This is a genomic window from Embleya sp. NPDC005575 (genome assembly GCF_040605455.1).
GTDB lineage: Bacteria > Actinomycetota > Actinomycetes > Streptomycetales > Streptomycetaceae > Embleya.
Genome location: NZ_JBEXCV010000131.1, coordinates 1 through 25,367, shown reverse-complemented (window position 1 = coordinate 25,367; position 25,367 = coordinate 1). Strand labels below are relative to the sequence as shown.

Genomic DNA, 25,367 nt, shown 5'->3' with positions numbered 1-25,367 from the left:
TGCAACGCACCCAACGCGACCCCACCATCCGCCTCACGCTTGAAGTAGATGTTGAAGAACGCCAGGAACCGGTGCCACGCCACACCCATGCTCGGCTTGAGGCCGATGGTGATCGCCCACGTCATCGAGATGACGATCTTGATCGTCGCGACGAGGTAGACCAGGTTCTCCAACGTGCCGTCGGAGAGCCCGCCGAACGCGGACACCAGGGGGTAACTCACCCAGTAGCCAGGCTCGTACGCGTCGACTCCGGCGAGCGCGCCCTCCAGGCCACGGAGCAGCATGATGCACACGCCCACCGAGCCGACCACGAACTCGACGAAGTACGCCTGGCCGAGCCTGGATCCGGCGAATCGGCTCTTGCGCCCGGCCCGACGCGGGTGGGTGCGCTGCCGGATCACGATCAGCACGAGAATGCCGACGATGGTCATCAGGCCCATGAACTCGGTGAAGACCTCGAACACGTCCCAGTGTCCGAGCCCCCAGAGCGCGAACTCCGGCGAGAAGAGCTGTCCGTACGCGTTGACCAGGGTCAGGACGAGCGCGCCGAAGCCGACCATGACGAACCAGTGTGCGGCGCCGACGATGCCCCAACGGAGCATCCGGGTGTGCCCGACCGTCTCGGTGAGCATCGTGCGCAAACGGGTGCCGGCCGCGCTGGTCCGGCCGCGCACGGGCTGCCCGAGTTTGACGAACGAGTAGATGTAGGCGGCGGTGCGCCCGAGTAGGGCGAACCCGATCACGCTGATCAGCAGCGAGATCACGATCCCTGCGAGCTGCATGGGTGTTCGACTCCTCCGGTGGGACGTCCCTTCCGGGGCGTGTATCGGCCGACCGGGCAAGGCCGTTCGAGCACCTTACCCACTGGTAACTTGATCACTGCGTCGATGATATCCGTCCGCCGAGCGTCATCGACTCGCGGGTTTTGCCCGTTCCGTCGCAACGTCGGACGATCGTGTCCTGTCGTGCGCCACGCACCGACCCGGCCGGCTCGCCAGTTGTGTGACGCACCGTCAGATCAGTCGACATGCATGCTGCCATGCCACGGCCGCGGAATCCGCAACAGGTCCCGGCATCGTGATCACACCGATTCCGAGACTGCCCGCCCGCCGGCGTCCGGACACCGTCGGCGCGCCTCGGCGGGAGACGGATCGAAGCCCTTGGCAATCAGCCGGACGGCGAGCGCCACCTCCCACCCGAAGACCGGAACGGCCGCGATCGACCCCACCACGGAGACCTGTGCGTAGAGCCCGAACAACACGGCGGTCGCCGAGGCGCAGATCAGCGGGCCGCCGATCAGCCCGCACACGGCGATCGTTCGCGGCACGAGTCGCGAGGTGTACGCCAGGGCCGCCAGCACCACCGTGTTCGCCCCCAGGATGAAGTTGGGGCCGAACAGGAAGGTGCAGTCGTGGATCGCCAGCAGGGCCTTGCCGACCAGCACGGCCGCATCGGCGTCGGCGGCGCCCACTCCCTCCTGTCGCAGCGTCACGATCGACACGGTGCCGACGATCCCGACGACGATGACCGCGGCTTCGAGCAGCCGAAGGCAGACGTAACCGAGCGCCGCTCCTTCGTGCCGCCTCCTGAGGACCGGGTAGAGCGTGACCGCACTGCCGATGATCGCGATCGCCAGGACGATCTCGCAGAGCGCCCCCGCGAGGACACGACCGTCGGCGCCCGCGCCGAGGATGTAGCGCGAGTCGGCCAGGACGGGGCGATACAGCAACACGCCCACGATCGCGGCCACCTCGGTGACGAGGAAGAACACGCCGGCGACTATCGCGGTCCCTCTGGTCGGATTCATCCGGACTCCACTTCGTTTCGGGACGGATCGGCCCACGGGCGGCCCGCCGGTCGAGGTGTACTGTGTACACCTCGCTCAAGGTAGGCGTACGCCGTACACTCGTCAAGCGCGAACACCGGTCGGCGAAGGGGCACAGGGGAGATGGTCGAGATGGCTCGGCAGTCGGAGACCACCCGCCGGGTTCCGTTGAGCAGGGATCGGGTGCTGCGTGCCGGCGTGACGCTCGCCGACGAGGTCGGGATCGAGTCGCTCAGCATGCGCAGGCTCGCCCAGCGGTTGGGCGTCGTGCCGATGGCGCTCTACAAGCACGTGGCCAACAAGGAAGAGCTGCTGGACGGCATGGTGGACGTCGTCGTCGGCGAGGTCGATCCGCCGGTGCACGGTTCAAACTGGAAGAGCGCGGTCCGGCAGCGCATCCTCTCCGCGCGCGAGACGCTGCTACGGCACCGGTGGGCGTATCGGGTGATCGAGTCGCGCAGCAGTCCGACTCCGGTCGTCCTGGCCTACATGGACTCGATGATCGGGATGTTCCGGGCCGGCGGCTTCTCCGTGGACCTCACCCATCATGTGATGCATGCCCTCGGCAGCCGCATGTTGGGTTTCACCCGGGAACTGTTCGACGACTCGCCGAGCCCCGGGTCGGCGCCGGCGGCCGTGCCGCCCGAGGTCGCCGAGCGCTACCCGCACATCGCGGAGATGGCGATGAGCCGGGACCACGACCGGGCGTCGACCGTCGGGGCGGGATGCGACGATCGTTTCGAATTCGAATTCGCGCTGGATCTTCTCCTGGACGGATTCGACCGCCTGCATCGGCAGGGGTGGACGTCCAGCGGGCACTGAACCTCGCACGACCGGCGTGCCGGACCCCCCGGCGGACACCCTCGACCTGCCGGCGCGTACCGGCGCAGGTCCTCGACCCGGCGGGGAGTCCGAGAAATGGTGCGAAGTGCGGGGCGATCCGGTAGGTCGCTTCGACTCCGTCCGCGAAGCCGGCCGCCGGCCCGGGGGCGCCTGCTCGCGGGTGCCCCCGAAACCGCGCCCGGCCCCGCGCGCCGGCGCGGCGGTCAGGCGGTGCCGCGCGCGGCGTGCCAGTCCGGGGCCAGGACGGACCAGATCTCGGTGTCCTGACGCACGCCTCGGTAGAGGTGGTTCTGTCGCTGGACACCGTCGCGGGTCATGCCCAGGCGCTTGGCCACGTTGATGCTCGGCGTGTTCTCCGAGGACACGAACCACTCCACCCGGTGGATTCCGCGCTCGCGGATCGCCCAGTCGAGGATCAGCGTTGCCGCGCGGGTGACCAATCCCCGGCCGGCGGCGGCCGGTTCGAGCCAGCAGCCCGCCTCGCAGTTGCCCGCAGGCGCGTCGAAGGTCCGGAAGAGCACCCCGCCGACGAGCAGCCCGTCGAGCCAGATGCCGTACAACCGCCCGGCGTCGGCAGCGGTCTTGTCGGCGTAGGACTGGAGCCAACCCCGCGCGGAATCGAGATCGGCGGCGGCGTCGGAGAGCCCGACGTGTCGGCCGATGAACTCGCGGCCGCGGTCGATGTGGGCGAGGAACTCCTCGGCCCGCCATGGCTCCAGCGGCCGCAACTCGGCTCCGTCGCCCAGGGATGTCGCGAACATTCTCGTCCTTCCGCCATGGTCGTGCAGATCTGTTGATCGACCGTCGGGATCCTAGTGGCGGGTGATCGCAGTCGCCTGCCGAAAAAGTGAGCAGCTCGCGCGAGGACGCGGTCGCGAACGGGCCGGCGCCCGGTCGTGCGTGCAGCTCGCGCGGCTGCGGCCGCCGGTCGGTCGACGCCGTCGGGCCTGGTGAACGAGCGCAAGGTCCCACAGATATCGCCTTCTTCGGTTACTGGCGACACGGCCGCTCCAGCCACGGCTGACACACCGGCACCGAGCGCCCGGGCACGGTCCGGACAGGGGGCTTCCTCGCACCCGGGCACGGGGAACGCGCCGTTGCCGACTCAGCCGAAGTCGACCCCTTGGGCGAGCGGGAGTTCGTCCGAGTAGTTGACCGTGTTGGTCGCCCGGCGCATGTACGCGCGCCACGCGTCGGATCCGGATTCGCGACCGCCGCCGGTCTCCTTCTCGCCGCCGAACGCGCCGCCGATCTCGGCGCCGGAGGTGCCGATGTTGACGTTGGCGATGCCGCAGTCGGAGCCGTCCGCGGCCAGGAATCGTTCGGCCTCGCGCTGGTCCCGGGTGAAGACGCCGGACGAAAGTCCGTGCGGCACACTGTTGTTCAGGGCGACGGCCTGGTCGAACGTGCGGTAGGTGAGCACGTAGAGGATGGGCGCGAAGGTCTCCTCCCGCACGATCTCGGTCTGCCCGGGCATCCGCACGATCGCGGGACGTACGTACACCGCGTCGGGTGCCTCCGGCCGGGGCACCCGCTCGCCGCCGACCACCACGTCGCCGCCGTCGGCCCGCGCCCGGTCCAGCGCGGCGGCCATCGCCTCCCCCGAAGCGGCGCCGATCAGCGGCCCGACCAGGGTGCTCTCCGCGAACGGATCGCCGATCCTCAGCTCCGCGTAGGCCCGGGTCAGCCGCTCGACGAGCACGTCCGCGACGTCCTCGTGCACGATCACCCGACGCAGCGTGGTGCAGCGCTGTCCGGCGGTGCCGGCCGCGGCGAAGACGATGCCGCGCACCGCGAGGTCCGGGTCGGCCGACGGCGTGACGATCACGGCGTTGTTGCCGCCGAGTTCGAGCAGGCAGCGACCGAACCGGGCGGCGACCCGGGGTCCGATCTCCCGGCCCATCCGCACCGAACCGGTCGCGCTCACCAATGCGATGCGCGGATCCGCGACCAGCACTTCGCCGACCGCACGCTGCCCGAGCACCAGGCGATGCACATCGGTCGGCGCGCCGACGTCGGCGGCAGCCCTGGCGAGCAGCGCGGCGCAGGCCATCGAGGTGAGCGGGGTCAGTTCGGACGGCTTCCACACCACGGCGTCACCGCAGACCAGGGCGATCGCGGTGTTCCACGACCACACCGCCGCCGGGAAGTTGAAGGCGGAGACGACGCCGACCACGCCCAACGGATGCCACGACTCGGACAGGCGGTGCCCGGGTCGCTCCGAGGGCATGGTCCGCCCGTACAACTGGCGGGAGAGCCCGACGGCGAAGTCGCAGACGTCGACCATCTCCTGCACCTCCCCGCGCGCCTCGGTCCGGATCTTGCCCGCCTCCAGGGTGATCAGCTCGGCCAGGTCCTCGTGGTGCTCCGCCAGCAGTTCACCCAATCGCTTGACCAACGCCCCGCGTACCGGCGCGGGCGTCGTGCGCCAGACGCCGAACGCGCGGTGTGCGGCGCCGATCGCTTCGGTGACCTGCTCCGGCGTGGAGGAGGCGAGCCGGCGCAGGACGCCGCCGGTGATCGGGGTTCGCGCGACCAGGTCCCCGGCGTCGGGTCCGGGCACGGCGCCACAGCGGCGCAGGCACGCGTCCGCTCGCGCGCGCAGCCGGTCGGTGTCGGGAAGGGGTGTGGTGGCGGAGTCGGGCATGAGGGCTCCTGGCGGGGGCGGAGGCGGAGGCAGGGGCGGGGACGGCGGGGCTCGGCTCCGGCGGCGACGAGCGGCCGGGGGCGACGACGAGCGGCAGGGAGCGCGAACGAGTGCGGCGGGAGCCAGGACGGCTACGGCCGGCGCGGCGGATCGGGCGGCGGCGGGTCAACCCGGCGCGGCGGGCGGGAGTCCGAGGGCGGCGCGGGCCTCGGCCAGGGAGGCGTGCTGTTGTGCGCCGTAGAGGTCGACCGGATCGTGGACGGGTCGCTCGATGACCTCGGCCAACCATCGCCGGTCGTAGTGAGCGCCGGAGCGGGCGGCGTCCCGGGTGCCGGCGTCGGTCAGGTTGGATTGGAAGATGCCGGCGGCGGAGCGGGGCAGGAAGTCCTCGTACACGATCGGCTCGGCGTCGATCCAGCCCTGGTCGAGTTGGCCGGCCAGGTCTGCCGGAGGTTGTCGATCGGCGGGGCGCCGATCGGCTGCGACCGCTCGGTAGGTGAAGAACGCCTGTGCGTTCAGGGCAAGTTCCCGCTCGGTGCGGGGGAAACGTGCGGTCCACAGCTCGCGGGCGATCCCGGCCCGGTCCACCGTCGCGGCGTCGCCGGCCCGCCGGTCGGTCTCGGCCATGAGGTCGTCGTACAGGGCCCGGCCGGTCGCGGTCAGGGCGATGCCTCGGGCCTCGACCTCGCCGAACCGCACCCGCAGTGTGGCGATCTCGGTGCCGCCGTCGGCACGGCGGAAGTGCCGCTTCTCGTCCAGGGCCCGGAACGAGGTCTGTCGCAGCAGCACGTCGGGGCCGTCCCAGCGGGGCGGACCCTGGATCTCGTCGATCATGGTGATCCCGCGCCGTGCCATCTCCCGGTAGAGCCGATCGATGTCCAGCACCCGAGGGGTGAGGTGGTTGATGTGCGTGCCGGACACCCCGCCGATGTCCGCGGCCACCGCGGACACCCGGGCCAGTTCCTCGTACCAGGCCCGGTCGATCGGCGTGGCGGACAGCCGGAAGGCGTCGACGGCGAGCGTCAGGAATCGTTCGGCCGACTGCGGGTCGAGCCCGCCCTCGCGCTCGCCCCGTTCGGCCAGCTCCGACAACTCGGCGGGAAAGAGCTCGCGGCCGGCCAGGAACGCCTCCAGCCGGGCCCGCAGGTCCGGGTCGAAGTATCGGCGATCGGCCGTGGTCAGCAAGGACGTGAAGACCCGGAAGGGATTGCGGGCCAACTCGGCCGATTCAATTGGGCGAAAGGCCGTGGACACCACCGGAACCGAGCTGCGACTTGCCTCGCGCAGGTCGTAGAAGCCGACCGGGTGCATCCCCATCGCACCGAAGATCGCGGCGACCTGACGCAGTTCCCCGGCCGTGCCGACCCGGATCGCGCCGTGTCGTTCCGCGGCGACCCGCTCGATGCCGCCCAGTCGGCCGGCGGCGCCGTCGACGCGGGACACGTCCTCGTTGATCTCCCCGACCGCGGCCAAGAGCGTGGTGTAGGCCGGTACTTCGGATCCGTACATGTCCGACAGACGGCGTGCGAAGGCGGCTCGCAATTGCCAGGCAGGCACGGTACCCATGGATTCTCCTCGGTCGGGTCGGCACCGAGGTCGTCATCTCGATCCCCGGATCACGCAACCCTCGGGTCGTACCCGCGCACCAGGTGCGTGTACTCCCACCTTCGCCGGGTCGCCCCCACCCCGGTCCGCGCCACGCCCAGCGGCCCGGTCGCCGTGCCCCGGGTGGGCGACCCGACGCGAGGGCGGGCCGGCCCCCGCACCCCGGGAGGATCGTGGCCCTGCCGGACCGGTGCGCGCGCACACAATCGGGCCGGGAACAATGTCCGCCATGGAACCGAGGATCGAATTGTTCTGGCCCACCGACGCCGACGACCGGCTGCGCGCGGAGATCCACCGGGTCTTTCACGACGTCGCGCGCCTCGGTGGCGCGATCGGCTACCTGTCCCCGCCGAGCAAGCCCGCCACGGACGCGTGGCTGGAGGACTCGCTCGCCGCCATCCGCGTCGGCGACGCCGCGCTCGTGATCGCCCTGGTCGACGGCGTCGTCGCCGCGACCGGCCTGTGGCGACGCCGGCCCGAACCGGTCTTCGCACATTCCGCCGACGTCGAGAAGGTGATGGCCCACCCCACCAGCCGCGGCCTGGGCCTGGGCCGCCTGCTGATGACGGCCCTGATCGACAGCGCCCGCCAAGCCGGCATCGAGACCCTCGCCCTGGGCGTACGGGGCAACAACCACGGCGCCATCGAGCTCTACGAGGAGTTCGGCTTCACCGTGTGGGGTCGCCTGCCCAACGTCATCGAGGTCGACAACGAGCGCTTCGACGACATCCGGATGGCCCTCACCCTGGGCCACGGCCCCGACGTCGTGCTGCGCGGATCCACGCCCGGCGGCCCCGGCTCCTCACCCCGCCGCCCGCTCTCGCGCTGATCGTCGCGGGATCGACCCCACCCGGCTCACCTCGACGCCGCACATCAGTGGTCGACGGTGACCACGATCTTGCCGACCTGGGCGCCCGCCTCCAGGTAGCGGTGCGCGTCGACGATCCGCTCAAGATCGAAGGTGCGGTCCACGCTCGCCTCGAAGGCGCCGGTACGCACGCCGGAGGTGACGAACGCCTCGGCCCGGCGCAGCCGCTCCGGGTCGGTGGTGGTCTCCAGGGCGGTATAGGTGCGCATGTTCAACGCGGGCATGCCGAGGTCGAATCCCGGATAGGGGGTCACCTCGCCGCTCAGCGCGCCGTAGATCAGGAGTGTGCCGCCGGGGGCGACCACCCTGGCCAGGTCCACCACGCCGGGGCCGGCGACTGCGTCGAAGACGAATTCGGCGCCGCGACCTCCGGTGAAGGCACGCACCCGCTCGACGATGTCCTCTTCCCCGGTGACGATCACCTCGGCGGCGCCGGCCTTGCGCAGTTGTTCCGCCTTGGCCCGCGTGCGGGTGGTGGCGATCGGCACCGCGCCGACCCGGTGCGCCACGCGGATCGCGGCCAGGCCCACGCTGCTGGAGGCGGCGGTCAGGACGACCGTGTCGCCGGCGCGTATCCCGCCGACCTCGACCAGCGCGCCGTAGGCGGTGAGGTACGGCATCCACACCGCCGCGCCGGCGACCGCGTCCAGGGACTCGGGCCGGTGCAGCACGGCCGACGCGGGAACGATCGCGCGTTCGGCGTAGACGCCGTAGTCGTTCATCGAGAAGGCGGGCACCACGCTGATCGGCCGACCGACCTCGAAGCCGGTGACCCCGGGGCCGACGGCCTCGACCACGCCGGACGCCTCCAGGCCGAGGCGGGCGGGGAACTCCTTGACGTCCTGGATGTAGTTGCCGCTGCGGAACAGGGCCTCGGCGCGGTTGATGCCGATCGCGTCCACCCGGATCGCCAGTTCACCGGGGCCCGGTGCGCCGAGTTCGGCGTCCTCCACGCGCAGCACGTCCGGCCCGCCGAGTTCGTGGAAGCGCACTGTCCTGACCATCGCACATCGTTCCTTCCGAGCACTGGCGACACGGGACCGCGTCGACGTGCCTCACTCAAGCGGAAGGTACGACAGCTGTCAAACTTTGACGCGTGTCGCACTTTGATGGGTGTCGTAGCATGCCGGCAGGAGGTACAAAGATCGATGGCGACAACACAGCGCGGCGGACGCGAACGCGTGCCACCCCACCCGGACATTCGCACGATCAGCCTGCAGCAGGTCCTCGAAGCCCTCGTCGACCCGGTACGCCGACTGATCGTCAGCGAGCTCTACTCCGCCCCGGACGCCCTCAGCTGCGGCACGATCGAACTGCCGGTCAGCAAGTCCACCGCCACCCACCACTTCCATGTCCTGCGCGAGGCCGGGCTCATCCGCCAGTACTACATGGGCACCTCGCGGATGAACGCGCTGCGCCGCGACGAGTTCGAAGAATCCTTCCCCGGCCTGCTGGGCGCGCTGATGGCCAGGGCCGACTGGGCGTGAGTCGACCACGCCGGCGCTCCGCGCTCGCCCTGCTCGCGGGCGGCGTGCTCGCCGGGCAGCCGGTTGCGGACCCCTGGTCGCTGCCGCGACCTGCGGCCGGCCGGTGCGCGGGCCGCGCTGGGCCGGGCCTGCTACGCCAGCAGGTCCTCGTGGTTGTGTACCACCAGCCAGCCGTGGTCGAAGCGGCGGGCCACCGCCGTGTTGCGGATGTGTTCGGAGGCCGGGGTGGAACCGTCGGCTGCGGGGGCGAAGTCGACGCGCAGCGTGTAGCGGGCGAGGGCGGTGTCGTCCCAGACGTCGATCACCTCGTCGCTCGCGTGGATCCCGGTGACCACCGGCGCGTCCGGGCCGACCGGCCGGGCGGCGCGGATCCGGTCCAGGTCGGCCCGTCCGAACAGGAGTTCCGGCGCGGCCGAGTCCCAGATGGTGGCCTCGGGGTGGATGCGGCTGTCGATCCGCTCGCGGTCGCCGGCCGTGAAGCCGGCGTAGATGTCGAGCAGTGCGCTCCAGACGGCGGCGCGGTCCTCGGTCGACCCGGCGGGTCGGTGGGTCTCGCGCGCGGCAGCGGCGTCGGTCATGGCACGAAGGTCCTTACGTCGAAGATGGGTCGGGTCGCGGCGCGGCGACTCCCGGGCGGGATCCGGCGAGGTGCCCCCACCGGTAGGCGTGCGCAACCGATCAGGCGGCTGGGGCACGCCCCAGATCCTCGCGGACGATCCGGCCGCCCTGCATGACGAACGACAACCGGCCGAGCGCCGAGATGTCGTGCGTCGGGTCGCCGTCGACGGCGATCAGGTCGGCGGTGAAGCCGGGCGCGACCTGTCCCAGCCGGTCCTCGGCCTTCACCAGTCGCGCCGCGGTGGTGGACGCGGACTGGAGCACGCGCAGGTTGTCCAGGCCGCCGCGGGCCATCAGGAACATCTCGTACACCGCCGCCGGCACCCCTTCGACCAGATCGGCGGGCGGGATGTCGGTGCCGTTGACCAGCTGTACGCCGGCCGCGACCGCACGTCGGAAGCTCTCCTGGTGCGGTTCGATCGCGTTCTGCGCGTTGGCGATCGATGCCTCCTCGAAGCTGTTCTCCCGCATCCAGCCGAGCGAGTTGGTCACGCACAGCGTGGGGGTCACGAACGCGCGCCGGTCGGCGAGCAGACGCGCGGTGTCGTCGTCGAGCGCGTACGCGTGCTCGAAGGAGCGCACACCCTGGGCCAGGGCCGCACGGATCGCGGCGGACTCGCCGGAGTGGGCGACCACGTACGCGTCGTGTTCGTGGGCGGCCTTGACCGTGGCGGCGATCTCCTCGTCGGTCATCTCCGCGTGCTCGAAGTCCTCGCCCTCGCGGGCCAGACCGGAGTTGATGAAGATCTTCAGGTGGTCGGCACCGGCGGCCAGTTCGCCCAGCGCGGCGCGATAGAAGCCGTCCGGGCCGCTCGCGTAGGAGCAGTCCGCGCCCTCGCCGTGCCCGTGCGGCGTGGACAGCGCGCGGCCGGCGCCGAAGATCCGCGGGGCCTGGATCCAGCCGCGCTTTTGCGCGTCGCGCAGCACCAGGTCGATCTGGTTCTGCTCGTGCACGCAGCGCAGCGTGGTGATGCCGGCCCGCAGCGCGTCGTGCGCGCGCTGGGCGGCGCGGAACGCGGTCAGGCCGGGCGATTCGTCCTCACGCGTGTCGGAGAAGGGGAAGACGATGGACAGGTGCGAGTGGCAGGAGATCAGTCCGGGCAACAGGTGCCGGCCGACCAGGTCGTGCGCGTTCGCGTTGGGCGGCAGCGCGGCGCGCACCTCCGCGACGGTCGATCCCTCGACCCGCACGCTGCGGTCGCGCAACACCTCGCCCGTGACGACGTCGACGACATGACAGTTGGTCAGCCACATGAGTGCGGTCACCCGACTTTCGTGAGGGTCGGCGCGAGGACGGTGCACGCGGCGCGCCGGCGCGGCAGGAACTCGACCAGGGCCGGTTCGGTGACCGCGCAGGCGTCGACGGCAATCGGGCACCGGGGGTGGAAGCGGCAGCCGGCCGGCGGGAAGGCCGGGTCGGGCACGTCACCGGGCAGGTCCACGGGCAGCTCGCCGCTGCCGTCGGCACGCGGTACGGCCGCGATCAGGGCCTTGCTGTACGGGTGGCGCGGCTCGGCCCAGACCTGATCGGTGGGGCCGCTCTCCACGACGGTGCCCAGGTACATCACCGCGACCGTGTCGGCGATCTGCCGCACGATGGACAGGTCGTGCGAGATGAACAGCAGGCCCACGTTGCGCTCGCGCGCCAGTTCGAGCAACAGGTTGGCCACCGACGCCTGCGCGGAGGCGTCCAGCGCGGCGATCGGCTCGTCGGCGACGATGCACGTGGGTTCGGCGGCGAGCACCCGGGCGATGGCGATGCGTTGACGTTGGCCGCCGGAGAACTCGTGCGGGAAGCGGTCGGCGAACTCGGCCGGCAGGCCGACCCGGTCGAGCAGTTCGCGGGCCACACCACGGCCGCGCTCGCGGGTGCCGCCGGCCAGGACCACGGCGTCGGAGATCTGTTCGCCGACCCGGCGGCGCGGGTTCAGCGACGCGTACGGGTCCTGGAAGACCATTTGCAGACCGCGCTGCCGTGTCGGCCGCGAGCGCAGTCCGAGCGGGGTGACCGGGCGTCCGTCGAATTCGACGACGCCGGAGGCGGGCTTGAGCAGCCCGACCGCGGCCTTGCCCAACGTGGACTTCCCGCAGCCTGATTCGCCGACCAGGCCGACCACCTGCCCCGGCTGCACGCTCAGGTCCACGCCGGCCACGGCACGCACGAGGGGTCGACCGGGCGAGCGGTAGGACACGCTGAGGTTGCGCAGTACCAGCCCGGTGTCCTTGGACGTGACGGTGATGGCGGACGTGACGGACGACGCGGTCATGGGGTACCCACCTTCGAGGCGGCGACGGCGAGCGGATCGATCGGGCAGGCCCCGGCGTGCGTGGGCGTCAGCGCCAGCAGCCGCGGACGCTCCCCGCGGCAGGCGTCCACCGCGTGCGGGCAGCGCGGGTGGAACGCGCATCCGGTGGGTGCCTGGCCCAGCTTGGGCGGCGCGCCGACGATCGGCACGAGCGCGGCGGTGCCGCCGTCGGGGTGCGGCAGCGCGTCGAGCAGGCCGCGGGTGTAGGGGTGGCGGGGTTCGCGCAGCACGTCCGCACGCGGCCCGCTCTCCACGATCCGGCCCGCGTACATCACCGAAACCCGGTCGGCGAGCGCGGACATCACGCCGAGGTCGTGCGTGATGATCAGCACCGACAGGCCGTTCTCCCGACGCAGCCGGTCCAGCAGGCGCAGGATGCCGGCCTGCACGGTGACGTCCAGCGCGGTGGTGGGCTCGTCGGCGAGCAGCAGTGCCGGGTCGCAGGCCAGCGCGATGGCGATGGCGATGCGCTGGCGCATGCCGCCGGAGAACTGGTGCGGGTAGCGGCCCAGCGCCCGCTCGGGGTCGGGGATGCGTACCGTGGCGAGCAGTTCCACCGCGCGGGCGTTGGCCGCGCGCTTGTCCAACTTCTTGTGGTGGCGCAGGTGTTCGGTGAGTTGTTTGCCGATGCTCAGCATCGGATGCAGCGAGGTCATCGGGTCCTGGAAGACCATCGCGACGCGGTTGCCGCGCAGGTCGCGGACCTGACGCGGGGTCATGGTCAGCACGTCCTGGCCCTCGACGAGCATCTGCCCGCTCGCGCTGCCGCCCTGGGGCAGCAGTCCGAGCAGCGCGAGTGCGGTCATCGTCTTGCCGGAACCGCTCTCGCCGGCCAGGCCGACGATCTCGCCGCGGCCCACGGTCAGGTCGACGCCGTCGATGGCGCGCAGTCGTTCGCCGTCGGGACCGGGCAGTTCGACGACGAGGTCGCGGATCGCCAGCAGCGGCTCCTCGGCGTCGACCGCCGGCGGGGTCGGGGTGTCGTTCATGTCCGTCACTTTCGGATCGCCCGTGCCGTACGCGGGTCGAGCGCGTCGCGCAGGGTGTCGCCCAGGAAGTTGAAGGCGAGCACCGAGAGCAGGATGGCCGCGCCGGGGAAGACCGCGACCCACCACGCGTCGAAGTTCGCCGAGCCCGCGTTGACCATCGCGCCCCACTCGGCGGCGGGCGGCTGCGCGCCCAGGCCCAGGAAGGACAGTCCGGACAGCAGCAGGACGGCGTTGCCCAGGTCGAGCGCGGCGAGCACGGCGACCGGGCCGGCCAGGTTGGGCCGCAGGTCCACGGCCAACACGCGCCACCCGGAGGCGCCGAGCAGTCGATCGGCCTGGACGAAGTCGGATTGCCGCAGGGTCAGCACCAGTCCGCGGACCACCCGGGCGTAGGTGGGCCAGCTGACGATCACCACCGCGAGCACGGCGTTGGTCAGGTTGGGGCCCAGTGCCGCGACCACGGCCATGGCCAGGATGATCGCCGGGAAGGCGAGCACGAGGTCGGCGCAGCGCATCACGACCATGTCGATCCAGCCGCCGAAGTAGCCGGCGACCGCGCCGAGCACGGTGCCGATGACCATGGCGAGCACGACCAGCAGCAGGGCGAGCGGGAGCGAGATGCGGGTGCCGTGGATGACCCGGGAGAGGATGTCGCGGCCCAGTTGGTCGGTGCCGAACCAGTGTTCACCGGACGGCGACTGGTACTTGGGCCATTTCTGGGCGAGCGGGTCCTCGGGCGAGATCACCGACGCGAAGATCGCCGCGATCAGGAAGACGCCGATGATGGCGATGCCGGTGATGGCCAGGGGGCTGCGCCACGGCGACTTGCCGGGGCGGCGCTTGCGCCGCGGGGCGGGGTCGTCCGTGCCGGTGCGGTCGGCTCCGAGCCGATCGCCGAGGAAGAGGCGCGTGGCGTTCACGAGAGGCGAATCCTCGGGTCGATGACCCCGTAGAGCAGGTCCACGAGGAGGTTGATCACGACGTACACGACCGCGACGAACAGGCAGACGCCCATGATGGACGGCAGGTCCAGGTTCAGTGCGCTCTTGTACGCGTACTGGCCCAGGCCCGGCCAGGACAGCACGTTCTCGACCAGGACGGTACCGGCGAGCATGCCACCGAAGGTGAGCCCGGCGACGGTCAGGATCGAGGTGAGTGCCGGTCGCAGCACGTGCCGGCTGATCACGGTGAACTCGGGCAGGCCCTTGGCCCGGGCGGCGCGGACGTAGTCGTTGCCGAGGGCTTCCAGGACCGCGGCGCGAGTGAAGCGGGTGAGCACGCCGATGTTGAACGCGGCCAGCACGCACGCGGGCAGCACCAGGCGGGAGAACGCCTCGCCGAAGGTGCCGAGGTCGCCGGTGAGCAGTGAGTCGAGCGTGTACAGGCCGGTGATGTCCTCGGGTGGGATGGCGCCGGGTGAAAGGCGTCCGCCCGCCTGGATCCAGCCGAGTTTGAAGGAGAAGAGGTAGAAGGCGACCTGCGCGAGCCAGAACACCGGCATGGACACGCCCGCGAGGCTGACGATCCGGATGATCCGGTCCGGCCAGCGGTTGCGGGTGACCGCCGCGACGATGCCCAGCCCGACACCGATCACCAGCGCCAACACGATGGCCACCAGGGCGAGTTCCAGGCTGGCGGGCACCCGGTCGGCCAGGTCGTCCCACACGGGCCGGTGGGTCTGCTGGGAGGTGCCCATGTCGCCGTGCAGGAGGTTGCCGAGGTAGGTGCCGTATTGGGAGGGCAGGGACTCGTTGAGCCCGTTCTTCTCCTTGAACGCGGCGACGGCGGCCGGGTCGTTCATCGCGCGGTTGCCGAGGTTGGCGGCGACCGGGTCGCCGGGCACGGCGTGGGTGAGCACGAACGCGAGGATCGTGATGCCCAGGCACAGCAGCAGCCCGACGGACAGGCGCACCAGCACGAAGCGGGCGAAGGGGTGGGAGCCGCGCGCGGCCCGGGGGCCGGGGGCCGCACCCGTGCGGGGTGCGGCCGTCCGGGGGGTGCCGCGGTCGACCGTGGGGTCAGCCGAGCTTGTCGACATCGATGTACCAGATCGGGTTGTAGTGCAGGTTCTTCACCGTGTTGTTCGCGGCGATCACCTGTGCGGGCTGGAGCAGCGGGATGAACGGGCCGGTCTTGTTCATCGCTTCCTGGAGCTGCTTGTAGAGCTGGACGCGCTCGGCGTCGGTGGTGGCGACCTTGGCCCGCTGGGCGAGGCCGGACACCTCGGCGTTGGCGTCGGCCTTCCAGCCGGCGCGCAGCGCGACCAGTTCACCCGGGGTGAACGCGAGGTAGTCGCTGGCGTCGGGGTAGTCGGCCTGCCACCACCACAGGCCCATCGCCTCGGAGCCGTTGCGGTAGGAGTCCAGCGCGGTCTGGGTGGGGGCCGGCTTGAGGTTGATGGTGATGCCGACCTCCTTGAGGTTGGCCTGCACCCGGGCGGCGAGGTCGCCGAAGTTGATCCCGTTGATGGTCACGTCGGAGGCGTAGTACAGGTCGACGCTGGGGTTGTTCAACCCGGCGCGGGCCAACGCGGCCTTGGCACGCGGGACATCGCGCTGGACGGCCTTGGCCGGGTCGAGCGCGCCGGTGAAGAAGTTGGGCACGATGCCGGCGGCCTGTGCGGAGCCGGCGCCGGCCACGTCCAGCAGGCTCTTGTAGTCCAGGCCGTAGCGCACCGCTTCCTGGAAGTCCTTGTTGGAAGTGGTGGGCGAGGTGGCCGGGTTGTCGTTGCTGAACAGGAACGCGGTGGTGGGCGTGGGCTGTTGCAGCACCTGCGCCTGGCCCTTGACCTTGACCGCCTGGTCCGGAGACATGTCCAGGGAGATCTGGCTCTCGCCGCTGAGCACGTTCAACTGCTGCGTGTTCGCGGGCACGTTGCGCACCACGACCTTGGCGTACTTGGGCTTGGCGCCCCAGTAGTTGTCGTTGCGGGTGAGGATGACCTCGCTGCTCACGTCGTACTTGGTGATCTTGTACGGGCCGCTGCCCTGCGAGTCGGTGTTGAGGAACTGCTCGGCCTTGTCGCCCTGGTCGGCGCCCGCCGCGTCGGTGCCGCCGTGTGCGGCGACGGTCTTGGAGTTGACCACGCCGAGTGCGGGGGTGGCGATGCGGAACGGCAGCGCGGGGTCGGCGGCCTCGGTGCTGAGCACCACCGTGTGCTCGTCCTTGGCGGTCGCGGTGACGCCGTCGAGCAGGAAGGCCGGGTTGCCCTTGAGGTTCTTGACCCGGTTGAACGAGAACACCACGTCCTTGGCGGTCACCGGCGTGCCGTCGGAGAACTTGGCCTCCGGACGCAGCGGGAAGGTGAACGTCTTGGCGTCCGGGGCGGCCTCGTAGGACGCGGCGAGCAGCGGTACGGGCTTGGTCACGTCGCCGCCCGCGAAGGTCAGCAGCGTGTCGTAAACGGGGCGGGTGACCAGGATCCCGGTGGGCTCGAAGGTCCGACCGGGGTCGGCGGTCTTGAGACTGAACGAGGTGTCGACGACGAGTGTGCCGCCGTCGCCTTGCGCGTCGGCGGACTGCTTCTTGGCGCCGCCGCACGCGGCGAGCATCAAAGCGGCGGCGACGGTGACCGCCAATGGGGCGGCGGCCCGACGCACGGCCTTGGCTCGGCGACTGTCCCCGATGGGTTGATTGCCCTGCATGGCGCACCTTCCTCAAGCCACCCGATCGGCCGATGACGGAACCGAGTGTTTGATCTGGCTGAACGGTGGGCTCGAAAGTAGGCGTCGCCGAGCGTGATGGTCAATGACTTTCTTGCCCGTCTCGGCATTTGGGACCAAAGATCCATTCACGGTGATCACTCGTCCACGTGGAGCGACGATTTTTCGCCTTGATAACGGTTTGATGACTGCTCAGAGCCCACATGGACGCCGAATGGAGGACCCGTCGACCACGCCGCGCCAGGTGCCCGACACCCGGGCTTCATCCGCCCGCGCCCCGGAGACCATCACCCGGGCGGCGCAATGATCTTGACGGGGAGTCAGCCTCATGCCTATGTTCGCCCCGAAGCGTTCAACCACATTGAACACGCCATGAGGCGCAAGCCAGGATCCGCGAGTCGAGGGTGCTCGGCACCGGAGCGAACGGGGATCGGACCATGCTGGGTGACCGACTGCGCGAACTGCGGCAAGCGCACGACCTGACCTTGCGTCAGTTGGCCGTCCAAGCCGGGATATCGGCGGGCATGCTCAGTCAACTGGAGAACGGCGCCGCGGAACCGAGCCTGAGCACCCTGCGCAAGCTCGCCCGCGTCTTCGACACCTCCATCGCGACCCTGTTCGACGATCCGGACGTACCGCGCGTGGCCGTGACCACGCGCGACCGGCGCATGCGGCTCGGCGCGGCCCGCCAGCACATCACCTACTCCAGGCTCACCCCCGGATCGGGCGATCTCGAAGTGCTGGAGGCCGACATCGAGCCCGGCCAGGCATCCTCCGACGAGCCGTACAGCCATCCCTCCACGGAATGCGCCACCGTGCTCGCCGGACGACTCGACGTCGAGGTGGACGGCCGCGTCCACCACCTCGAAGAGGGCGACGCGATCACCTTCGACTCGCGCCTGCCACACCGGTTCGTCAACTCCTCCGACGCACCGGCACGGCTGCTCATCGCGGTGACGCCCCCGATGCCGTAGTGGTGCGCGACCACGGGGACCGCGTCACCCGGATCCCGCGTTTGTGCCCCGAAAGGACCCAGGGCATGGACCGCAACACCGTCGACTGGCACGGCTACATACCGGCCGTGACAACCCCCTTCACCTCCCAGGGCGACCTCGATCTCGCCGCCTGGGACGAACAGTTGGAGTGGTTCGCCGCCGAACGCCTCGACGGCGTGATCATCGCCGGCACCACCGGCGAGTGGTACACCCTCACCGCCACCGAACGCGGCGCCCTGTTCACCCGCGCCGCCCGCCGGGTCCGCGGCCGCTTCACCCTGCTCGGCGGCTGCAACGCCTACACCGCCTCCGCCGCGATCGGCCACGCCCGCGCCGCGCGCGCCGCCGGTCTGGACGGCATCCTGCTCACCCCGCCGCCGTACGTGGTGCCCAACTCCCGCGAGATCGTGGCCTTCTACCACGAGGTCTGCACCGCCGTCGACATCCCCGTCTGCGTGTACAACTGGCCCCGGGGCACCGGCGTGGACCTGGACACCGACACCCTGAGCGCGCTGGCGGATCTGCCAAACGTGGTCGCGATCAAGAACTCCACCGGCGATTTCGGCGCCTTCGTCAAGGGCCTGATCGCGCTGCACGAGCGGGTGCGCTACTTCGGCATCACCACCGACCGGGTCGGCGTGGCCCTGATGCGCGGCATCGGCGGCGACGGCCTGATGGGCGCGGGCGCCGTGCTGGGCCGCGACCACCCCGACTTCTTCCACCACCTCGCCGCCGGCGACGAGGCCGCCGCGCTGGCCGTGGGCGCCCGCGACCGGGTGCTGATGAATGCCTGGTTCACCGCCGACTACGGACCGCGCTTCGGCAGCGCACCGGCCATCCTCAAGCACGCCCTCACCCTGCGCGGCGTGCCCGCCGGCCACCCGCGTCGCCCGCTGCTGCCGCTGACCGTCGCCGAGGCCGAGCAGGTCCACGCCACGGTCGCCGAACTCGGACTGCTGGCCTGATGACTCCCGATTCGACGAAACCCATCGAAGTCCTGGTCGTCGGAGGCGGGTTGCTCGGTTGCGCAGTGGCCTACCACCTCGCCCGCGCGGGCGCCTCGGTGCAATTGATCGAGAAGGACCAGCTCAACCGGCACGCCTCCGGGCAGAACGCGGGCAGCCTGCACTTCCAACTCGAATACCGGATGATCCAACACGGCCCCACCGTCGCCGCCCGCGCCGCCGAGGCGCTGCCGCTGCACCTGGACGCCATGCACGCGTGGGCCGGCCTGGAGGACGAACTCGGCGAACCCTGCGGCGTGCGCCGCTCCGGTGGCCTGATGCTCGCCGAATCCCCCGAGGACATGGCCCTGCTCGCACACAAGGCACACCTGGAACACACCCACGGACTGCACGTCGAACTGCTCGACGCCCGCGCCACCCACGACCGCGCCCCCTACCTCTCCGACCGCGTGATCGGCTCCGCCTGGTGCCCGGGCGAGGGCAAGGCGAACCCGCGCCTGGTCACCCACGCCTACGCCCGCGCCGCCCGCCGACACGGCGCCCGGATCGACACCGGCGTACGGCTGACCGCGCTGCGCCACGACGGCCGACAGTGGCTCGCCGAGACGGCCGGCGGTCGCCGTATGGCCGCGCGGGCGGTCGTGGTCGCGGCCGGCGTGTGGACCGGCGAGGTGGCCGCCATGGCCGACATCCGGCTGCCCCTGGTGCCCGTGGCCCTCACCATGACGGTCACCGCCGCCGCACCGCCGCTGATCCCGCACCTGGTCCAGCACGCCGGGCGTCGCCTCTCGCTCAAGCAGACCGAGGAGGGCAACGTGCTCATCGGCGGTGGCCGCGCCGCCAAGTTCGTCCAGCATGCCGGCGCCCTCGACCTGGACGCCCGCCCCGAACTGCGGCTGGACTCGGTGTTCGCCGGAGCCGACGCCGCGCGCGTGGTGCCGGCCGTACAGCGCCTGCCGGTGCTGCGCATCTGGTCCGGCGCCACCTCGCTGGCCCCCGACCAACTGCCCCTGCTCGGGGCTGTCCCGCGCCGCCCCGACTTCTTCGTCGCCACCGGCGGATCCGGCTTCACCCTGGGCCCGACCTACAGTCGTCTGCTCGCCGAACAGGTCCTCACCGGCACCACCGCGCTGCCCCTCGACGACTATTCCCCCGCACGGTTCGGAGCTCTGAACTTTGTCTGACCACCCGGCGCAGGTGTCCATCACCCTCGACGGCCGCCCGCACACCGTGCCACGCGGCCGCTCGCTGGCCGCCGCCCTGATCGCCACCGACCACCCCGTCACCCGGCACGACCGGGCCGGCCGCCCACGTGCGCCCTACTGCGGGATGGGCGTGTGCTTCGACTGCGCCGTCACCGTCGACGACACCCCACTGGTGCGGGCGTGCCAGGAGCCGGTCCGCGCGGGCATGCGCGTCGACACGGGCGGCGGGGTCGGCACGGGCGGGCGGGGGGAGATCCGCGACGGGGTCGACACGGAAGGACGTGGCGAGGTCGGCGGCTCCGAGGTCGGCGTGCGTGGCGAGACCGGCTCCGAGGACGTGTGATGACCACCACCGAACCGCAGGTGCTGATCGTCGGCGCCGGCCCCGCCGGGCTCGCCGCCGCCGTCACCGCCGCCCACCACGGCGCACAGGTCCTGGTCGTCGACGAACAGGCCCGCCCCGGCGGGCAGATCTGGCGTCGACCCGATCCCGGCGCGGGCGGCCCCGACCCACTCGCCGGCCCCGCGTACACCGCCGGCCGGGCGCTGCTCGCCCGGGCCGCCGCGCATCCGCGGATCACATTCGCGCACGACACCACCGCGTGGGGCGTCTTCGGCACGCACACCACGCCCGACGGCTTCGCCGCACCCCCCGGTACGCCCGTGCCCGAGGGTCCCCGGGTCGCGGTGTACGGCTCCGGCCGGGTGAAAATCCTGCTGCCCCGGGCGCTGTTGCTCACCGCCGGCGCCTACGACCTGCCGGTGCCCGTACCCGGCTGGACCCTCCCCGGCTTCTTCACCGTCGGCGGCATCCAAGCCCTACTCAAGGGCCACCGCACCCTCGCCGGCCGGCGCATCGTGCTGGCCGGCGCCCACCCGCTGCTGCTGATCGCCGCCGCGCAACTGGTGCGCGCCGGCGCCGACGTCGCCGAAGTCGCCTTCGCCCAGCGCCTGCCCGGCCCCGCCGAACTCACCCGCGCATTCGCCGCGCTGCCCGGCAGCCGGGCCAAGGTCGCCGAGGGCCTAGCCGCCGTGCGCACCCTGCGGCAGGCCGGCGTACCGATCCGCACCCGCACCCTCGTCCTGCGCGCCGACGGCGATGAGCACGTCACCGCCGCCGTGCTGACCCGGGTGGACCGGAACTGGCGCCCCGTACCCGGCACCGAACGCACCATTGCCTGCGACACGGTCGGCACCGGCTACGGCTTCGTCCCCTCCACCGAACTGGCCCGCCAGGCCGGGTGCGCGGCGACGTGGAACGGCCCGGCCGGCGGCTGGGTCCTGGTCCACGACCACGCGATGCGCACCACCCTCCCGCAGATCTGGGCCGCCGGCGAACTCACCGGCATAGCCGGCGCCGAACACGCCGTCGCCGCCGGCAAACGCGCCGCGCTGGACATCTGCCGCAGCCTCGGCATCCTCGACACCGCCGATCACGATCGGGAACTCCCGGCCGTCGAACGCGAATTGGCCGCCACCACACGGATGGCCAAGGTGCTTGAGCACACGTGTGCGCCCGACCGCGCCGCCCTGAACGCGCTCGCCGAGGACGACACGCTGCTGTGCCGCTGCGAGGAGGTGACCTACGGGCAGATCCGCTGCACGCTGCGGGACAACCCCGGCCTGGGCACCGCCGACGCGGTCAAGCTCCTCACCCGGGCGGGCATGGGCCCCTGCCAGGGCCGTATGTGCGGTCCCGCCCTCGTCGAACTCCTGCACCAGGAAACCCGCATCCCCCGGGAAACCCTCGGCCCCTTCACCGCCCGCCCCCCGATCAAGCCCCTCCCGCTGGCAGCTCTGGCCGATGCCCACGACGCCTCCACCCACGCACCCCCGCCGCCCACCGACACCGAAGCACCCTAGGTGTACTTCCTCGTCAACTCTGGACCTCCTTGCCGGACTTGGCCCAGTTGTCGTGCAGGCGGTCCAGATACGAACTCGCCTGCGAACCCGGCTGCACACCGCGCGCGAATGCCAACGTGTTGCCCGCGCCGGTGTTGTAGCCCAGTGCGAGAAGTTCGTTCTTCGTCAGCGCACCGGCCCACTTCGCGGGCAGCTGCGCGGCCAGGTCGTGCAAATGCCAGGCCGCGGCCTCGATCGCCAGATCCGGGTCGTCGGGCAGGTCCCGCCAGTCCCGATCGGCGAAGTCCCGGCCCTGCTTGGCCTCGTCGAAGGCGGCCTTGTGCATGTTCGCGATCCCGAACGCGGAATCCGGCTTCAGTTTCTGCCAGGCCCGCTCCAGCGCCGAGTCGTGCGGCTTGTACGACTCGTTGTGCAGGATGGCCATCAGCAGCTGCGGATCGATGCCCGCCGCCCGTGCGTACTCGACCACCCGCGGCGCGTAGCGGGCCGGCTGCCCGCCGCCGCCCTTGGCTGCCGCCGTGTCCGCGACGCCCGGTGCCGCCGATCCGGACGCTCGGGCGGAACCGGTCTTCGGCGGATCGCACGCCACCGCTCCGGCACCCGCCACGACGAGCAGCGCCGCCGCCGGCCACCACCGATACCCGCGAGACTTCCGCACGCCGCGCCCCTTCGTCCGTACCTCCCGCCCGACCGACCAGCCTACGCGGCAGGTCGCGGCGGCCCCGGTACACCTCGATCCGGGACCGGACGCGGTCCATCGGCCGCCCAACCGGCGATCCGCTGCGGCAGATCCGGGTTGGCCAGGAACAGCCGGCCGAACGCGTAGACGTCGGCGAGGCCGGTGCGCAGCGCCCGCTCGGCCGCAGCGAAACGTCGGCCGGACCCTGTGCCAGAGCCGCACTCAGGTACGACCGCACCCGATCGTCGGACACCGGCCGCCCGAACATCTGGGTCGTGGCTCCGCGACCGAAGGCGACCACGGCGGAGCCGGGGTGCGCGCTCGCGTGGCGAGGGCCGCCCGGGCATCCCGCCCGGCCCGCCCGGCCCGGTCGGGTCGGGTCGGGTCGGGTCACCGGGAACTCGACCGCCGGTTACCGGTTGCGGGCACCGGGGGCCGGCTTCCCGGTACCGAGCCGAATGCTCACCTGGGAGCCCACATCCCGGAAACCCAGAGCGAGCGCCACCCGCTTGGACGGCTCCGGTCGTGCTCGCCATTGCGGGAGCAGGCCGGCGCCCAACGCATGGGCCACCGCCGCCGACGCGACGGTCCGCGCCAGGCCCCTGCCTCGGTTCCCCGGCGCCACCAGCACACCGTGTTGCGCCACGGACCGGGGCCAGACCTGATAGCCGGCCGCCGCGACCACATCCGCGCCCGCGCGGACGGCGAAGACCGGCGACGTGACGTCCGCCAAGCCACTCTCATCCGCGTCCGCCGCCCCCACCCTGTCCAGGAGTGCGGCCATCTCGTCGGCGTCACACGCCACTTCCTCCACGACGGCGGCACCATCGTGCGACAGGAAGGCCGCGCGGTCCAGGTAGAGGAGAGAGGCCGGCCCCAGCACGTCGACAACGGGCAACGCGTCCGGCAACCGGTCCACGTCGACAAACCCCCTCGCCGACGCCGACTTGCGCACGGCGCCCACCAACAACTCGGCCTCGCGCGCGTTCGGCGCGGTGGCAATACCGGCGCCGCCGAGCAGTACGACCCCCGCCCACCCGGACGGGCACAACCGCGAGCCGGGCGAGACCACCACGTCCACCTCGCCCGGCCCCGGGAACTCCACCGCGGCCCCCGCAGCCTCGACCCACAACTCCCGAGCCCGGCCGAGGAAAAGATCGCCATCCATGGCCGTATCGTGCCCGACCCCACCTCCCCGGGCCACCGATTTCACCACCGATTTCACCGGCTCCCCTCGCCCTCCGGAACCGCCCATCGGTCATCGCCGCGCCCGCGGCGCGCACCGGCCCGGTCGGACTTCGCGACGATTCACGCGGTCGTGGCGTTCCCGCCCGTTCCGCTACCGCCGCAGTAGAGTCGCTCGGAGTGTCATTTCGCCCGTGATCAGGTGATTCTGCCGGGAGATGAGTATGTCGGACAGCCGCCGGGAGATCGTCACCTCGGCCGACGGTACCGCGATCGCGGTGAGCATCACCGGCGACGGGCCGCCCCTGGTGGTGTGTCCCGGGTCGCTGTCCACCGCGGCCGACTGGCAGGCGGTAGCGGACGAACTCGCGCCGATCGCAACGACGTACGCCATCGACCGGCGGGGGCACGGCGCGAGCGGCGACGGTGCCGAGTACGCCCTGGCGCGCGAACAGGAGGACCTGACCGCCGTCCTCGACCACGCCGGACCCGAGGCGACCCTGATGGCCCACTCCTTCGGCGCGGTTGTCGCACTGCGCCTGCCGCTGACCCGACGTCCGGCGCGGTTCGCCGTGTACGAACCGCCGCTCCCGTTCGCCGGCCCCGTCGGCGGGCCGGCCCTGGACGACTACGAGGCCGCGCTCGACGCGGGCGATCCCGACCGGGCGCTGACCATCGGACTGACCCACTTCGTCCGCCTGCCCGACCGGCACATCGACGGCTACCGCAGGACCGCGGACTGGGCGGTCAAGGCCGCACGCACCCCACTGTGGACCCGCGAGGTACGCGCCCTCGACGCACTCGACCCCGACCCTCGCCCCTACGCGGCCATCGACGTCCCCACCCTCCTCCTGACCGGACAGGCATCCCCACCCTGGCTCACGGACGTCGTCGCCCACCTGCACGCCACCATCCCCGACACCCGAATCGCCCACCTCACCGCGCAGGGCCACTGGGCCAACTCCCTGGCCCCCGCCGCGGTAGCCGCCGAACTCCGCCGTTTCATCGCCTGAACCGACCAAGTCGACCAAGGCGACCGCGACGTAGGCGGCCGAGGCCGACCACGCCGGCCGAGCCCACCAAGGCAACCAAGGGTTCGTGCCGGCCCGAACGACACCATCGCGCGGATGCTCGACGGCGCTTTCCCGGCCGGCCGGGTCCGCCCGCTTCCCGCACCCGTCACGAACGCGCGTGGCCGGAATCGACCGGGGACCCGTCGGCGGCCGAGCGGAGCAGTCCGGTCGCCAGGGCGAGCGCGTGCGCCTGTCCGGGGCAGGCGTGCGGGCCGAGGCCGAACGGCGCCTCGGACAGGTCGACTTCCACCAGCGCACCGTCGGGTGCGATTCGACGGGTCAGTGGTACGGGTGCGTCGGTGCGACCGGTCGCCAGGTTCGCGACCAGGGCCCTGGTCGAGTCGCAGGCCTGGACGAGCAGGCCGATTCGGCTCGCGGTGGCCTCGTCGGCGACGCCGCCGCAGGCCCGGACCAGCCGCCGCACCGCCCGGTCGGCCGCCTCGGTGATCGCGGTGTGCGGTTGGTAGGACCGCGCCACCTCCGCGACGTCGGCCGCGACGTCGGCGGGCAGGTCGAGCGCCTCGGCGAGCACCTCGACCGGCCCTGCGGCGC

Annotated in this window: 24 protein-coding genes and 1 pseudogene; 9 read left to right on the top strand and 16 right to left on the bottom strand. The window is 71.7% G+C overall.

Going from position 1 to position 25,367, the window contains the following annotated elements:
- Together ABZS54_RS32225 and ABZS54_RS32220 are read right to left on the bottom strand one after the other, a co-directional pair.
- A pseudogene (locus ABZS54_RS32225) lies at window positions 1-782 on the bottom strand (Fe-S oxidoreductase); the annotation flags it as partial.
- Between the two features lie 299 nt (window positions 783-1,081).
- Window positions 1,082-1,807 carry a DUF4386 domain-containing protein gene (locus tag ABZS54_RS32220; RefSeq protein WP_355544108.1) on the bottom strand — a complete coding sequence of 242 codons (726 nt, stop codon included), beginning with the start codon at window positions 1,805-1,807 and terminating at the stop codon, window positions 1,082-1,084.
- Between the two features lie 150 nt (window positions 1,808-1,957).
- Here ABZS54_RS32220 and ABZS54_RS32215 point away from each other — a divergent pair, with 150 nt between their 5' ends.
- The gene (locus ABZS54_RS32215; RefSeq protein WP_355544105.1) at window positions 1,958-2,647 is read left to right on the top strand and encodes a TetR/AcrR family transcriptional regulator C-terminal domain-containing protein; all 690 of its coding nucleotides are present in this window, start codon (window positions 1,958-1,960) and stop codon (window positions 2,645-2,647) included.
- A gap of 224 nt (window positions 2,648-2,871) precedes the next feature.
- Here the strand turns inward: ABZS54_RS32215 and ABZS54_RS32210 are convergent, their stop codons facing one another.
- The 3 genes from ABZS54_RS32210 to ABZS54_RS32200 all read right to left on the bottom strand — a co-directional run bounded on the left by ABZS54_RS32210 (window position 2,872) and on the right by ABZS54_RS32200 (window position 6,881).
- Complete coding sequence (locus ABZS54_RS32210) at window positions 2,872-3,429, bottom strand: GNAT family protein (protein WP_355544102.1); 558 nt, start codon at window positions 3,427-3,429, stop codon at window positions 2,872-2,874.
- A 344-nt stretch (window positions 3,430-3,773) separates the two neighbouring features.
- Window positions 3,774-5,315: an aldehyde dehydrogenase family protein gene (locus tag ABZS54_RS32205; RefSeq protein WP_355544099.1), complete on the bottom strand. Its 1,542-nt coding sequence runs from the start codon at window positions 5,313-5,315 to the stop codon at window positions 3,774-3,776.
- A 165-nt stretch (window positions 5,316-5,480) separates the two neighbouring features.
- The gene (locus ABZS54_RS32200; RefSeq protein WP_355544096.1) at window positions 5,481-6,881 is read right to left on the bottom strand and encodes a DUF1338 family protein; all 1,401 of its coding nucleotides are present in this window, start codon (window positions 6,879-6,881) and stop codon (window positions 5,481-5,483) included.
- Between the two features lie 268 nt (window positions 6,882-7,149).
- Here ABZS54_RS32200 and ABZS54_RS32195 point away from each other — a divergent pair, with 268 nt between their 5' ends.
- Window positions 7,150-7,749, top strand: a complete 600-nt coding sequence (locus ABZS54_RS32195; RefSeq protein ID WP_355544093.1) for a GNAT family N-acetyltransferase — start codon at window positions 7,150-7,152, stop codon at window positions 7,747-7,749.
- 44 nt (window positions 7,750-7,793) lie between these two features.
- On the opposite strand, the gene ABZS54_RS32190 is transcribed toward ABZS54_RS32195, so the two are convergent.
- Window positions 7,794-8,792, bottom strand: a complete 999-nt coding sequence (locus ABZS54_RS32190; protein WP_355544090.1) for a zinc-dependent alcohol dehydrogenase family protein — start codon at window positions 8,790-8,792, stop codon at window positions 7,794-7,796.
- A gap of 144 nt (window positions 8,793-8,936) precedes the next feature.
- Between ABZS54_RS32190 and ABZS54_RS32185 the strand changes: the two genes are divergently transcribed.
- Window positions 8,937-9,275, top strand: coding sequence for a helix-turn-helix domain-containing protein (locus ABZS54_RS32185; RefSeq protein WP_355544087.1), 339 nt, complete (start codon window positions 8,937-8,939; stop codon window positions 9,273-9,275).
- Window positions 9,276-9,406: 131 nt separating this feature from the next.
- On the opposite strand, the gene ABZS54_RS32180 is transcribed toward ABZS54_RS32185, so the two are convergent.
- From ABZS54_RS32180 to ABZS54_RS32150, 7 genes are all read right to left on the bottom strand, one after another.
- Window positions 9,407-9,853 carry a DUF4440 domain-containing protein gene (locus ABZS54_RS32180; RefSeq protein WP_355544084.1) on the bottom strand — a complete coding sequence of 149 codons (447 nt, stop codon included), beginning with the start codon at window positions 9,851-9,853 and terminating at the stop codon, window positions 9,407-9,409.
- 100 nt (window positions 9,854-9,953) lie between these two features.
- Entirely contained in the window at window positions 9,954-11,159 is a 1,206-nt protein-coding gene (locus ABZS54_RS32175; protein ID WP_355544081.1) for an amidohydrolase family protein, read from the bottom strand.
- Window positions 11,156-12,160, bottom strand: coding sequence for an ABC transporter ATP-binding protein (locus ABZS54_RS32170; RefSeq protein ID WP_355544078.1), 1,005 nt, complete (start codon window positions 12,158-12,160; stop codon window positions 11,156-11,158). The genes ABZS54_RS32175 and ABZS54_RS32170 overlap by 4 nt, the downstream gene beginning before the upstream one ends.
- Window positions 12,157-13,188 carry an ABC transporter ATP-binding protein gene (locus ABZS54_RS32165; RefSeq protein WP_355544075.1) on the bottom strand — a complete coding sequence of 344 codons (1,032 nt, stop codon included), beginning with the start codon at window positions 13,186-13,188 and terminating at the stop codon, window positions 12,157-12,159. Before ABZS54_RS32165 ends, ABZS54_RS32170 begins: the two co-directional genes overlap by 4 nt.
- Window positions 13,189-13,193: 5 nt before the next feature.
- On the bottom strand, window positions 13,194-14,108 hold the full coding sequence (locus tag ABZS54_RS32160) for an ABC transporter permease (protein WP_355544072.1): 915 nt from the start codon (window positions 14,106-14,108) through the stop codon (window positions 13,194-13,196).
- Window positions 14,105-15,226 carry an ABC transporter permease gene (locus tag ABZS54_RS32155; RefSeq protein ID WP_355544069.1) on the bottom strand — a complete coding sequence of 374 codons (1,122 nt, stop codon included), beginning with the start codon at window positions 15,224-15,226 and terminating at the stop codon, window positions 14,105-14,107. Before ABZS54_RS32155 ends, ABZS54_RS32160 begins: the two co-directional genes overlap by 4 nt.
- Window positions 15,207-16,832 (bottom strand): ABC transporter substrate-binding protein, encoded by a 1,626-nt coding sequence (locus tag ABZS54_RS32150; protein WP_355544066.1) that lies wholly within the window; start codon window positions 16,830-16,832, stop codon window positions 15,207-15,209. The genes ABZS54_RS32155 and ABZS54_RS32150 overlap by 20 nt, the downstream gene beginning before the upstream one ends.
- A gap of 455 nt (window positions 16,833-17,287) precedes the next feature.
- Between ABZS54_RS32150 and ABZS54_RS32145 the strand changes: the two genes are divergently transcribed.
- The 5 genes from ABZS54_RS32145 to ABZS54_RS32125 all read left to right on the top strand — a co-directional run bounded on the left by ABZS54_RS32145 (window position 17,288) and on the right by ABZS54_RS32125 (window position 21,878).
- Window positions 17,288-17,824 (top strand): XRE family transcriptional regulator, encoded by a 537-nt coding sequence (locus tag ABZS54_RS32145; protein WP_355544064.1) that lies wholly within the window; start codon window positions 17,288-17,290, stop codon window positions 17,822-17,824.
- Window positions 17,825-17,889: 65 nt separating this feature from the next.
- The gene (locus ABZS54_RS32140) at window positions 17,890-18,810 is read left to right on the top strand and encodes a dihydrodipicolinate synthase family protein (protein ID WP_355544061.1); all 921 of its coding nucleotides are present in this window, start codon (window positions 17,890-17,892) and stop codon (window positions 18,808-18,810) included.
- The gene (locus tag ABZS54_RS32135; RefSeq protein WP_355544058.1) at window positions 18,810-19,994 is read left to right on the top strand and encodes an FAD-dependent oxidoreductase; all 1,185 of its coding nucleotides are present in this window, start codon (window positions 18,810-18,812) and stop codon (window positions 19,992-19,994) included. Before ABZS54_RS32140 ends, ABZS54_RS32135 begins: the two co-directional genes overlap by 1 nt.
- Window positions 19,987-20,358 carry a (2Fe-2S)-binding protein gene (locus tag ABZS54_RS32130; RefSeq protein WP_355544055.1) on the top strand — a complete coding sequence of 124 codons (372 nt, stop codon included), beginning with the start codon at window positions 19,987-19,989 and terminating at the stop codon, window positions 20,356-20,358. Before ABZS54_RS32135 ends, ABZS54_RS32130 begins: the two co-directional genes overlap by 8 nt.
- A complete protein-coding gene (locus ABZS54_RS32125; protein ID WP_355544052.1) occupies window positions 20,358-21,878 on the top strand; it encodes an FAD-dependent oxidoreductase in 1,521 nt (506 codons plus the stop codon). Before ABZS54_RS32130 ends, ABZS54_RS32125 begins: the two co-directional genes overlap by 1 nt.
- A 13-nt stretch (window positions 21,879-21,891) precedes the next feature.
- Here ABZS54_RS32125 and ABZS54_RS32120 read toward each other — a convergent pair whose 3' ends face one another.
- Both ABZS54_RS32120 and ABZS54_RS32115 read right to left on the bottom strand, forming a co-directional pair.
- Window positions 21,892-22,536 carry a transglycosylase SLT domain-containing protein gene (locus ABZS54_RS32120; protein ID WP_355544049.1) on the bottom strand — a complete coding sequence of 215 codons (645 nt, stop codon included), beginning with the start codon at window positions 22,534-22,536 and terminating at the stop codon, window positions 21,892-21,894.
- Between the two features lie 433 nt (window positions 22,537-22,969).
- Window positions 22,970-23,725 carry a GNAT family N-acetyltransferase gene (locus ABZS54_RS32115; protein ID WP_355544046.1) on the bottom strand — a complete coding sequence of 252 codons (756 nt, stop codon included), beginning with the start codon at window positions 23,723-23,725 and terminating at the stop codon, window positions 22,970-22,972.
- Between the two features lie 241 nt (window positions 23,726-23,966).
- On the opposite strand from ABZS54_RS32115, the gene ABZS54_RS32110 reads away from it, so the two are divergent.
- Window positions 23,967-24,755: an alpha/beta hydrolase gene (locus ABZS54_RS32110; protein ID WP_355544043.1), complete on the top strand. Its 789-nt coding sequence runs from the start codon at window positions 23,967-23,969 to the stop codon at window positions 24,753-24,755.
- 166 nt (window positions 24,756-24,921) lie between these two features.
- On the opposite strand, the gene ABZS54_RS32105 is transcribed toward ABZS54_RS32110, so the two are convergent.
- Window positions 24,922-25,367, bottom strand: a 446-nt coding sequence (locus ABZS54_RS32105) for a hypothetical protein (protein ID WP_355544040.1), incomplete at its 5' end; no start/stop codon positions are given.

Excerpts from the sequence above, each read along its gene's own strand:
- ABZS54_RS32220 (WP_355544108.1), bottom strand. The coding sequence starts at position 1,807 with ATGAATCCGACCAGAGGGACCGCGATAGTCGCCGGCGTGTTCTTCCTC.
- ABZS54_RS32215 (WP_355544105.1), top strand. The coding sequence starts at position 1,958 with ATGGCTCGGCAGTCGGAGACCACCCGCCGGGTTCCGTTGAGCAGGGAT.
- ABZS54_RS32210 (WP_355544102.1), bottom strand. The coding sequence starts at position 3,429 with ATGTTCGCGACATCCCTGGGCGACGGAGCCGAGTTGCGGCCGCTGGAG.
- ABZS54_RS32205 (WP_355544099.1), bottom strand. The coding sequence starts at position 5,315 with ATGCCCGACTCCGCCACCACACCCCTTCCCGACACCGACCGGCTGCGC.
- ABZS54_RS32200 (WP_355544096.1), bottom strand. The coding sequence starts at position 6,881 with ATGGGTACCGTGCCTGCCTGGCAATTGCGAGCCGCCTTCGCACGCCGT.
- ABZS54_RS32195 (WP_355544093.1), top strand. The coding sequence starts at position 7,150 with ATGGAACCGAGGATCGAATTGTTCTGGCCCACCGACGCCGACGACCGG.
- ABZS54_RS32190 (WP_355544090.1), bottom strand. The coding sequence starts at position 8,792 with ATGGTCAGGACAGTGCGCTTCCACGAACTCGGCGGGCCGGACGTGCTG.
- ABZS54_RS32185 (WP_355544087.1), top strand. The coding sequence starts at position 8,937 with ATGGCGACAACACAGCGCGGCGGACGCGAACGCGTGCCACCCCACCCG.
- ABZS54_RS32180 (WP_355544084.1), bottom strand. The coding sequence starts at position 9,853 with ATGACCGACGCCGCTGCCGCGCGCGAGACCCACCGACCCGCCGGGTCG.
- ABZS54_RS32170 (WP_355544078.1), bottom strand. The coding sequence starts at position 12,160 with ATGACCGCGTCGTCCGTCACGTCCGCCATCACCGTCACGTCCAAGGAC.
- ABZS54_RS32165 (WP_355544075.1), bottom strand. The coding sequence starts at position 13,188 with ATGAACGACACCCCGACCCCGCCGGCGGTCGACGCCGAGGAGCCGCTG.
- ABZS54_RS32155 (WP_355544069.1), bottom strand. The coding sequence starts at position 15,226 with ATGTCGACAAGCTCGGCTGACCCCACGGTCGACCGCGGCACCCCCCGG.
- ABZS54_RS32150 (WP_355544066.1), bottom strand. The coding sequence starts at position 16,832 with ATGCAGGGCAATCAACCCATCGGGGACAGTCGCCGAGCCAAGGCCGTG.
- ABZS54_RS32145 (WP_355544064.1), top strand. The coding sequence starts at position 17,288 with ATGCTGGGTGACCGACTGCGCGAACTGCGGCAAGCGCACGACCTGACC.
- ABZS54_RS32140 (WP_355544061.1), top strand. The coding sequence starts at position 17,890 with ATGGACCGCAACACCGTCGACTGGCACGGCTACATACCGGCCGTGACA.
- ABZS54_RS32135 (WP_355544058.1), top strand. The coding sequence starts at position 18,810 with ATGACTCCCGATTCGACGAAACCCATCGAAGTCCTGGTCGTCGGAGGC.
- ABZS54_RS32125 (WP_355544052.1), top strand. The coding sequence starts at position 20,358 with ATGACCACCACCGAACCGCAGGTGCTGATCGTCGGCGCCGGCCCCGCC.
- ABZS54_RS32115 (WP_355544046.1), bottom strand. The coding sequence starts at position 23,725 with ATGGATGGCGATCTTTTCCTCGGCCGGGCTCGGGAGTTGTGGGTCGAG.
- ABZS54_RS32110 (WP_355544043.1), top strand. The coding sequence starts at position 23,967 with ATGTCGGACAGCCGCCGGGAGATCGTCACCTCGGCCGACGGTACCGCG.